The following is a 7,473-nucleotide window of genomic DNA, read 5'->3' as shown; positions in this document are numbered from 1 at the left end:
GATTGGTTGCGCTGCGAAGCAACGCAACAACCCTCTTTGCCTGATGACCATAGCGAGTCGGTCCCACCCCTTCCCATCCCGAACAGGACCGTGAAACGACTCTACGCCGATGATAGTGCGGATTCCCGTGTGAAAGTAGGTAATCGTCAGGCTCCCTAAGCCAAGAACCCCCGCCCGACCAGGCGGGGGTTTTTGCATTTCGGCGCCGAGAAAAAGCACGTGGAGAAGCGCCGTTGTGGCAGGAGCTGGGTGTCGACCGAAGGTGTCGGCTCAAATCGGAGTCGCCTCCGTGAGATTGGCGCAAATGCACCTTGTCTCTCGGGGTGCCTGCACGCCAGTGTGTTGCTGAAAAACTGTCCTCTTACTTACTTCTCGTTTGTGTGGGCGGTCATCAGATGCGCAACGAGAAATCGCCTTGGCACTTCTCCGTGGCAATCTCCGCCCGGCCTTGCTCAGCACCGGCGCAAACGAGATGTTGCGAGTTCTCCTCATCCGATAATCGATCAGCGTGCGTTGACCACCAGTGTATTTGGCCCATCTTCTACCTCGGTACGCTATGGCTATCGTCTGGCAGCGGGATATGTCTCGCGCTCGCTCTGTCTCCCGCGCGTAGTTGGCAGAACGGGCAGAATGTTGGCGCTCTCAACCCTCTTGTCGCCGCCGCTAATTGTTCGTTCCCCATGGAGCCGCGCGACTGAACTGCGTCAAGAGACGAACGATGTCGCTATCAAGCGCTACTTTTAGTCTATTCGCAGCATTTCACATCGAAATAGCCGTATTGGTACGTGACCCACGCCTGAGCCGGGACAGGAGGTGCCCCCAGTCGAGGACTGGCTGCGCCGTGTGCGTATAGCGGGCCAAAGAAGATCAAAAGTCGGCGCGGTTCTTCTCGACGGTCATCTGCGGACCGTCTCATCACGCGTAAATTTTCTTGATGAGCGAATAGGCGGCATTGCCTGCGCGGCATCGCGTTTTTCCCATCTGAAGGGCGTGCAGTCTGCGTCGACGCCCAGAGCCAGGCTTGTGTGTGTCGTATTCGGATCGCCGAACGGAGGGCCTCCCACAGCGGAGGGGGCTGTGTTCCGGTCGTGATTCCGGGCCGGCTCGAACATTGCCGGGCAGTGCTCGTCGGATGTCGATGCTCCGGCGCCACATATCGGCTTTCCGACGTTTTCGGGAGTGGGAGGCGTGGTGAGGGTACTCGCGCCGAACCCAGCGCCGGCATTTGCGCCCAGCTGGACGAGGCGGGCACCGTACGAGCGGTTGCGAGGTCGCATGTGCATGTATGTCGACGAGTCGCTGCGGTAAGGCGGTCCGACGACGACGTTGGGCGACTTGCTCGACGAGATGCAGCGGCGCCGACCATCGGAACATTCGACGCGGCGACAAGGCATGGAGAGACCGGAACAGGGCGCTCGTCGTCACCAGGTAGCGGCCATAAGCACATCGAGGCACGCAGAACCGCCGGATGCATCCCGCGAGACGTCGTTGGGCCATCGCACCCCGATCCATCGGTTGTGCCGCGTGCTAGTCGACGCCCATCCAAACCCCCGCAAAGCACCCAGGGCTTCGGTCCCGACCGTTGAGCCGCTCCGAGCGTCGAGCGCGCCTCCGGTGCTCCGCGGCGAAGCGGTGAGTCACGCTGCCGTCGGATCACCTGATCGGTATCGCGAGCGGCACCAGGAGTCTGCCGAAGCCGTGGAATGTACCGTTGCGACCACAAAGGAATGCCGTTCAGGAGCAAGCGGGCACATGGGAAGGTAGGCAGGCGATTCCTGCAGGAATCGCCGTCGAACCTCTCGAGAACCACCGGCGCCGGCTCGCCAAGTCGGCCCGGCACGAAATTTGCCGAAATTTTGTGCGTATCGCTTGGCATTGCGCGAAAGAGGCCGTATGATGGCGGTCTTTCGTTTTTAGCGCAGATGTAGATCGGCGTTGAAGACGGAGTCTGACGAAGATGTGGTGCCGATCGGCAACATCTCGCGCTTGCCTTAGCCGGGCGAGGGCGGGGATCGGAGGGAAGCGGAAGTCGGGAAGAGAATGAAAATAATCTTCCGGATGTGCTTGACAGGAGTGCGATGCACCCCCATAATCGTCAGTTCTCTACGGAGGGGTGCCCGAGTGGCTAAAGGGGGCAGACTGTAAATCTGTTGGCTTACGCCTACGTTGGTTCGAATCCAACCTCCTCCACCAAGATATCAGCGCAGTGAGCGGCAAGGAATCGTTAGTGGCCCGTGCGGGTGTAGCTCAATGGTAGAGCAGAAGCCTTCCAAGCTTACGACGAGGGTTCGATTCCCTTCACCCGCTCCAGACCGCTAAGTTGAAGCGTAGCGCCCATGTGGCTCAGTGGTAGAGCACTCCCTTGGTAAGGGAGAGGTCGGCAGTTCGATCCTGCCCATGGGCACCAGCAGTAAAAAGTCAGTGTCTTGTTTGCGCGCGGCGCAACCTGTGAAATTCCTTTTGGGAGTTGAAAATGGCCAAGGAAAAGTTTGAGCGGACCAAGCCGCACGTGAACGTTGGTACGATTGGTCACGTTGACCACGGCAAGACGACGCTGACGGCAGCGATCACGACGGTTCTGACGAAGAAGTTCGGCGGCGAAGCGAAGGCGTACGACCAGATCGACGCGGCACCGGAAGAAAAGGCGCGCGGCATCACGATCAACACGGCGCACGTCGAGTACGAAACGGCTAACCGCCACTACGCACACGTCGACTGCCCGGGCCACGCTGACTATGTGAAGAACATGATCACGGGTGCGGCGCAGATGGACGGCGCGATCCTGGTTTGCTCGGCAGCAGACGGCCCGATGCCGCAAACGCGCGAGCACATCCTGCTGGCACGTCAGGTTGGCGTTCCGTACATCATCGTGTTCCTGAACAAGTGCGACATGGTGGACGACGCTGAACTGCTCGAGCTGGTCGAGATGGAAGTTCGCGAACTCCTGTCGAAGTACGACTTCCCGGGCGACGACACGCCGATCGTGAAGGGTTCGGCGAAGCTGGCGCTGGAAGGCGACACGGGCGAGCTGGGCGAAGTGGCGATCATGAACCTGGCAGACGCACTGGACACGTACATCCCGACGCCGGAGCGTGCGGTTGACGGCGCGTTCCTGATGCCGGTGGAAGACGTGTTCTCGATCTCGGGCCGCGGTACGGTGGTGACGGGTCGTGTCGAGCGCGGCATCATCAAGGTCGGCGAAGAAATCGAAATCGTCGGTATCAAGCCGACGGTGAAGACGACCTGCACGGGCGTTGAAATGTTCCGCAAGCTGCTGGACCAGGGTCAGGCAGGCGACAACGTCGGTATCCTGCTGCGCGGCACGAAGCGTGAAGACGTGGAGCGTGGCCAGGTTCTGGCGAAGCCGGGTTCGATCACGCCGCACACGCACTTCACGGCTGAAGTGTACGTGCTGAGCAAGGACGAAGGCGGCCGTCACACGCCGTTCTTCAACAACTACCGTCCGCAGTTCTACTTCCGTACGACGGACGTGACGGGCTCGATCGAGCTGCCGAAGGACAAGGAAATGGTGATGCCGGGCGACAACGTGTCGATCACGGTGAAGCTGATCGCTCCGATCGCGATGGAAGAAGGTCTGCGCTTCGCAATCCGCGAAGGCGGCCGTACGGTCGGCGCCGGCGTCGTCGCCAAGATCATCGAGTAAGCCAGTTATTCGTTGATCGACAGTTTTGGGGCTGGCGGCAGCCAGCCCCAACATGGTTTAGGGGTATAGCTCAACTGGCAGAGCGTCGGTCTCCAAAACCGAAGGTTGGGGGTTCGATTCCCTCTGCCCCTGCCAAAAATCGCCACGTGTCCTACGTGGCATTTGTTTTAAGGTGTTATGGCGAATCCATCCGTCGAAACTGTAAATACCTCCGGCGATAAGCTGATGCTGGCCCTGGGCGTATTGCTGGTCTTGGCCGGATTCGTGGGCTTCTTCTGGCTGGCCAATCAGCAGTGGTATGTCCGCGGTGCCGCATTGGCGGTAGGTATCATCGCCGGCGTGGCCGTCGGGCTCATGTCCGCCCCTGGCAAGGGTCTCATCGCATTTGCCAAGGATTCGTACAAGGAAGTCCGGAAGGTCGTATGGCCCACCCGCAAGGAAGCAACGCAAACCACACTCGTCGTGTTCGGTTTCGTGCTCGTGATGGCGATTTTCCTCTGGTTGAGCGACAAATCGATCGAATGGGTGATTTTCTCGGTGATTCTGGGTTGGAAATGATATGAGCGATACTCCGGCATCCCCGAGCGGAAAACGTTGGTACGTCGTGCACGCCTACTCCGGTATGGAGAAGAGCGTGCAACGTGCGCTTCAGGAGCGCATCGAACGTGCTGGCATGCAGGACAAATTCGGTCAGATCCTGGTCCCGACCGAAGAAGTGGTCGAAGTCAAAGGCGGTCACAAGGCAGTGACCGAGCGTCGTTTCTTCCCCGGCTATGTGTTGGTGGAAATGGAAATGACGGACGAAACGTGGCATCTCGTGAAGAACACCGCGAAGGTCACCGGTTTCGTCGGCGGTGCGCGTAACCGCCCGACCCCGATTTCCCCGAAGGAAGTCGAGAAGATCATGTCGCAGATGCAGGAAGGCGTCGAAAAACCGCGCCCGAAGACCCTGTTCGAAGTCGGCGAGATGGTGCGTGTCAAGGAAGGTCCGTTCACGGACTTCAACGGCACCGTCGAAGAAGTCAACTACGAGAAATCGCGCGTGCGTGTGTCGGTCACCATTTTTGGCCGCTCCACCCCCGTCGAACTCGAGTTCGGTCAGGTCGAAAAAGTTTGATCCCGATTCGGTGGGCAGCCTCGGCTGCCCACCTTCGCGCTTACGGCCCGCGTCATGGCCGTTGAGGAGCGTCAGTAGCCAGCGGCGAAAGCGCGTTATCACTCACCGAACGCCTTCCCCGGCGTTCCAATGAGGTTTCAAATGGCAAAGAAGATTATCGGCTTTATCAAGCTGCAGATCCCTGCAGGTAAAGCCAACCCGTCGCCGCCGGTCGGTCCGGCACTGGGCCAGCGCGGCCTGAACATCATGGAGTTCTGCAAGGCGTTCAACGCGCAGACTCAAGGCATGGAGCCGGGTCTGCCGGTGCCGGTGGTCATCACGGCATTCGCTGACAAGAGCTTCACGTTCGTGATGAAGACGCCGCCGGCGACCGTCCTGATCAAGAAGGCGGCGAAGGTGGACAAGGGTTCGAGCAAGCCGCACACCGACAAGGTCGGTTCGATCACGCGCGCTCAAGCCGAAGAAATCGCGAAGACCAAGATGCCGGACCTTACGGCAGCTGATCTGGACGCAGCCGTTCGCACCATCGCTGGTAGCGCACGCTCGATGGGTATCACTGTGGAGGGCGTGTAAATGGCTAAGATCTCCAAGCGCCGTCAGGCATTTGCCGCCAAGGTCGACCGTCAGAAGCTGTATGCGATCGAAGACGCACTGAGCCTCGTGAAGGAATGCGCGAGCGCGAAGTTCGACGAGTCGATCGACGTCGCAGTCCAGCTCGGCATCGATGCGAAGAAGTCGGACCAAGTCGTGCGTGGTTCGGTCGTTCTGCCGGCAGGTACGGGCAAGTCGGTTCGCGTTGCCGTGTTCGCGCAAGGCGAAAAGGCCGAGCAGGCTCGTGCAGCAGGCGCGGAAATCGTCGGTATGGAAGACCTGGCAGAGCAGATCAAGGCTGGCCAGATGGACTTCGACATCGTGATCGCTTCGCCGGACACGATGCGTATCGTCGGTACGCTCGGCCAGATCCTCGGCCCGCGCGGCCTGATGCCGAACCCGAAGGTCGGTACGGTCACGCCGGACGTCGCAACCGCCGTCAAGAACGCGAAGGCTGGTCAGGTGCAATTCCGTGTCGACAAGGCCGGTATCATCCACGCGACCATCGGCCGTGCATCGTTCGAGCCGACCGCGCTGCGTTCGAACCTGTCGGCGCTGATCGACGCGCTGCAGAAGGCAAAGCCGGCAACGAGCAAGGGCGTGTACCTGCGCAAGATCGCACTGTCGAGCACGATGGGCGTCGGCGTGCGTGTCGACCAGGCTACGCTGGCAGCACAGTAAGCAAGTATTCGGGCCGCTTCGTTCGCGAAGCGGCCTACATGGGCTTTGGGCGGTTGTTCGTGCAGCAGGGCGGACAACCGGTTATCAAAGACCGTTGGTGGGGCGCAGCAGTCAGGTGATCCCTTAATTCAAGCCAACGCAGATGGCGAACCCGAAAAAGTTTTGCAGTGGTGAAGCCGCAGGCCGCGAAGCGATTCGCGGCGTGAGGTGGAAATACTCCTAACGAGGTCGGACGCCGTTGTTGAACGAGGTACGTGAGGTTTCGGCCATGCCGGTCGCGCCCAACGTATCGTTTCTGGAGGCTAACCGTGCCGCTTAATAGAGAAGACAAGCAAGCCGTCGTCGCTGAGGTTTCCGCGCAAGTCGCGAAGGCCCAGACCGTTGTGCTGGCTGAGTATCGTGGAATTGCGGTTGGCGATCTGACCAAGCTGCGCGCGCAAGCGCGTGAGAAGCAGGTGTACCTGCGCGTGTTGAAGAACACGCTGGCGCGTCGCGCTGTCGAAGGTACGCCGTTTGCTCCGCTGGCAGAGCAGATGACTGGTCCGCTGATCTACGGCATCTCGGAAGATGCAATTGCCGCTGCTAAGGTCGTCAACGACTTCAGCAAGAGCAATGACAAGTTGGTCATCAAGGCTGGTTCGTTCGATGGCAAGGTGATGGACAAGGCTGGCGTGCAAGCGCTGGCAAGCATCCCGAGCCGCGAAGAACTGCTCTCGAAGCTGCTGTTCGTTATGCAATCGCCTGTTTCGGGCTTCGCGCGTGCTCTGGCCGCGCTGGCCGAGAAGAAGCAAGCAGAAGCTGCGTAAGCGAACGTGCATCAGCGTTACTGATCGCTGGCTGTATCCGAATTCAATTTAGGAGTATTTCAAATGGCAATCGCAAAAGAAGACATCCTGGCAGCAGTCGAAGGGATGACCGTTCTGGAACTGAACGAACTGGTCAAGGCGTTCGAAGAGAAGTTTGGCGTGTCGGCAGCTGCAGTGGCAGTCGCTGGCCCGGCAGGCGGCGGCGCAGCTGCTGCAGCAGAAGAGAAGACCGAATTCACGGTCGTCCTGGCTGAAGCCGGCGCCAACAAGGTTTCGGTCATCAAGGCCGTTCGCGAACTGACGGGCCTGGGCCTGAAGGAAGCGAAGGACCTGGTTGACGGTGCACCGAAGCCCATCAAGGAAGGCGTCGACAAGGCTGCTGCTGAAGAAGCCAAGAAGAAGCTGGAAGAAGCTGGCGCGAAGGTCGAAGTCAAGTAAGTTTCGGCGCGCTGTGCGAAGGCTGGCGGTATTTTCACCGCCGGCCTTTTTGTGCTTTGTGGGGACGTTATTCTGGCACTCATTCGGGAGCCCGAATAATCGACCCCAGAAGCCAAAGAAAACCGCCTGATCGTTGTGATCGTTGTGACGCATCACACGCGATTGGCGGTTCTCTT

7 protein-coding genes, 4 tRNA genes and 1 rRNA gene are annotated in these 7,473 nt (G+C 59.6%); all 12 read left to right on the top strand.

Features of this window, described 5'->3' with window-relative positions; all coding sequences use genetic code 11:
* Positions 1–39: 39 nt before the first annotated feature.
* The 12 genes from rrf to rplL all read left to right on the top strand — a co-directional run bounded on the left by rrf (position 40) and on the right by rplL (position 7,297).
* A 5S ribosomal RNA gene (rrf, locus tag WT24_RS04855) occupies positions 40–152 on the top strand.
* A gap of 1,955 nt (positions 153–2,107) precedes the next feature.
* Positions 2,108–2,193 (top strand) — tRNA-Tyr (locus tag WT24_RS04850).
* 43 nt (positions 2,194–2,236) lie between these two features.
* A tRNA-Gly gene (locus tag WT24_RS04845) sits at positions 2,237–2,310 on the top strand.
* A 22-nt stretch (positions 2,311–2,332) separates the two neighbouring features.
* A tRNA-Thr gene (locus tag WT24_RS04840) sits at positions 2,333–2,407 on the top strand.
* A 66-nt stretch (positions 2,408–2,473) separates the two neighbouring features.
* Positions 2,474–3,664, top strand: a complete 1,191-nt coding sequence (tuf, locus tag WT24_RS04835; RefSeq protein WP_034209732.1) for an elongation factor Tu — start codon at positions 2,474–2,476, stop codon at positions 3,662–3,664.
* A 59-nt stretch (positions 3,665–3,723) separates the two neighbouring features.
* Positions 3,724–3,799, top strand: a tRNA-Trp gene (locus WT24_RS04830).
* Between the two features lie 42 nt (positions 3,800–3,841).
* Entirely contained in the window at positions 3,842–4,222 is a 381-nt protein-coding gene (gene secE, locus WT24_RS04825; protein ID WP_059499776.1) for a preprotein translocase subunit SecE, read from the top strand.
* Position 4,223: 1 nt separating this feature from the next.
* A complete protein-coding gene (nusG, locus tag WT24_RS04820) occupies positions 4,224–4,781 on the top strand; it encodes a transcription termination/antitermination protein NusG (protein ID WP_006400672.1) in 558 nt (185 codons plus the stop codon).
* A 141-nt stretch (positions 4,782–4,922) separates the two neighbouring features.
* Positions 4,923–5,354, top strand: a complete 432-nt coding sequence (rplK, locus tag WT24_RS04815) for a 50S ribosomal protein L11 (protein WP_006477201.1) — start codon at positions 4,923–4,925, stop codon at positions 5,352–5,354.
* On the top strand, positions 5,355–6,053 hold the full coding sequence (rplA, locus tag WT24_RS04810; RefSeq protein ID WP_034209724.1) for a 50S ribosomal protein L1: 699 nt from the start codon (positions 5,355–5,357) through the stop codon (positions 6,051–6,053).
* A 308-nt stretch (positions 6,054–6,361) separates the two neighbouring features.
* Positions 6,362–6,859: a 50S ribosomal protein L10 gene (rplJ, locus tag WT24_RS04805; protein WP_059499775.1), complete on the top strand. Its 498-nt coding sequence runs from the start codon at positions 6,362–6,364 to the stop codon at positions 6,857–6,859.
* Positions 6,860–6,922: 63 nt separating this feature from the next.
* The gene (gene rplL / locus WT24_RS04800) at positions 6,923–7,297 is read left to right on the top strand and encodes a 50S ribosomal protein L7/L12 (RefSeq protein ID WP_006482911.1); all 375 of its coding nucleotides are present in this window, start codon (positions 6,923–6,925) and stop codon (positions 7,295–7,297) included.
* The last annotated feature ends 176 nt before the right edge of the window (positions 7,298–7,473 follow it).

The sequence above is a fragment of the Burkholderia sp. MSMB1078WGS genome, assembly GCF_001528895.1.
Lineage (GTDB): Bacteria > Pseudomonadota > Gammaproteobacteria > Burkholderiales > Burkholderiaceae > Burkholderia.
The sequence above is the reverse complement of the archived record's forward strand: the minus strand, read 5'-3'. Positions and strand labels throughout refer to the sequence as shown.

Coding starts and splice junctions, on each gene's coding strand:
- nusG (WP_006400672.1), top strand. CDS start 4,224: ATGAGCGATACTCCGGCATCCCCGAGCGGAAAACGTTGGTACGTCGTG.
- rplA (WP_034209724.1), top strand. CDS start 5,355: ATGGCTAAGATCTCCAAGCGCCGTCAGGCATTTGCCGCCAAGGTCGAC.
- secE (WP_059499776.1), top strand. CDS start 3,842: ATGGCGAATCCATCCGTCGAAACTGTAAATACCTCCGGCGATAAGCTG.
- tuf (WP_034209732.1), top strand. CDS start 2,474: ATGGCCAAGGAAAAGTTTGAGCGGACCAAGCCGCACGTGAACGTTGGT.
- rplK (WP_006477201.1), top strand. CDS start 4,923: ATGGCAAAGAAGATTATCGGCTTTATCAAGCTGCAGATCCCTGCAGGT.
- rplL (WP_006482911.1), top strand. CDS start 6,923: ATGGCAATCGCAAAAGAAGACATCCTGGCAGCAGTCGAAGGGATGACC.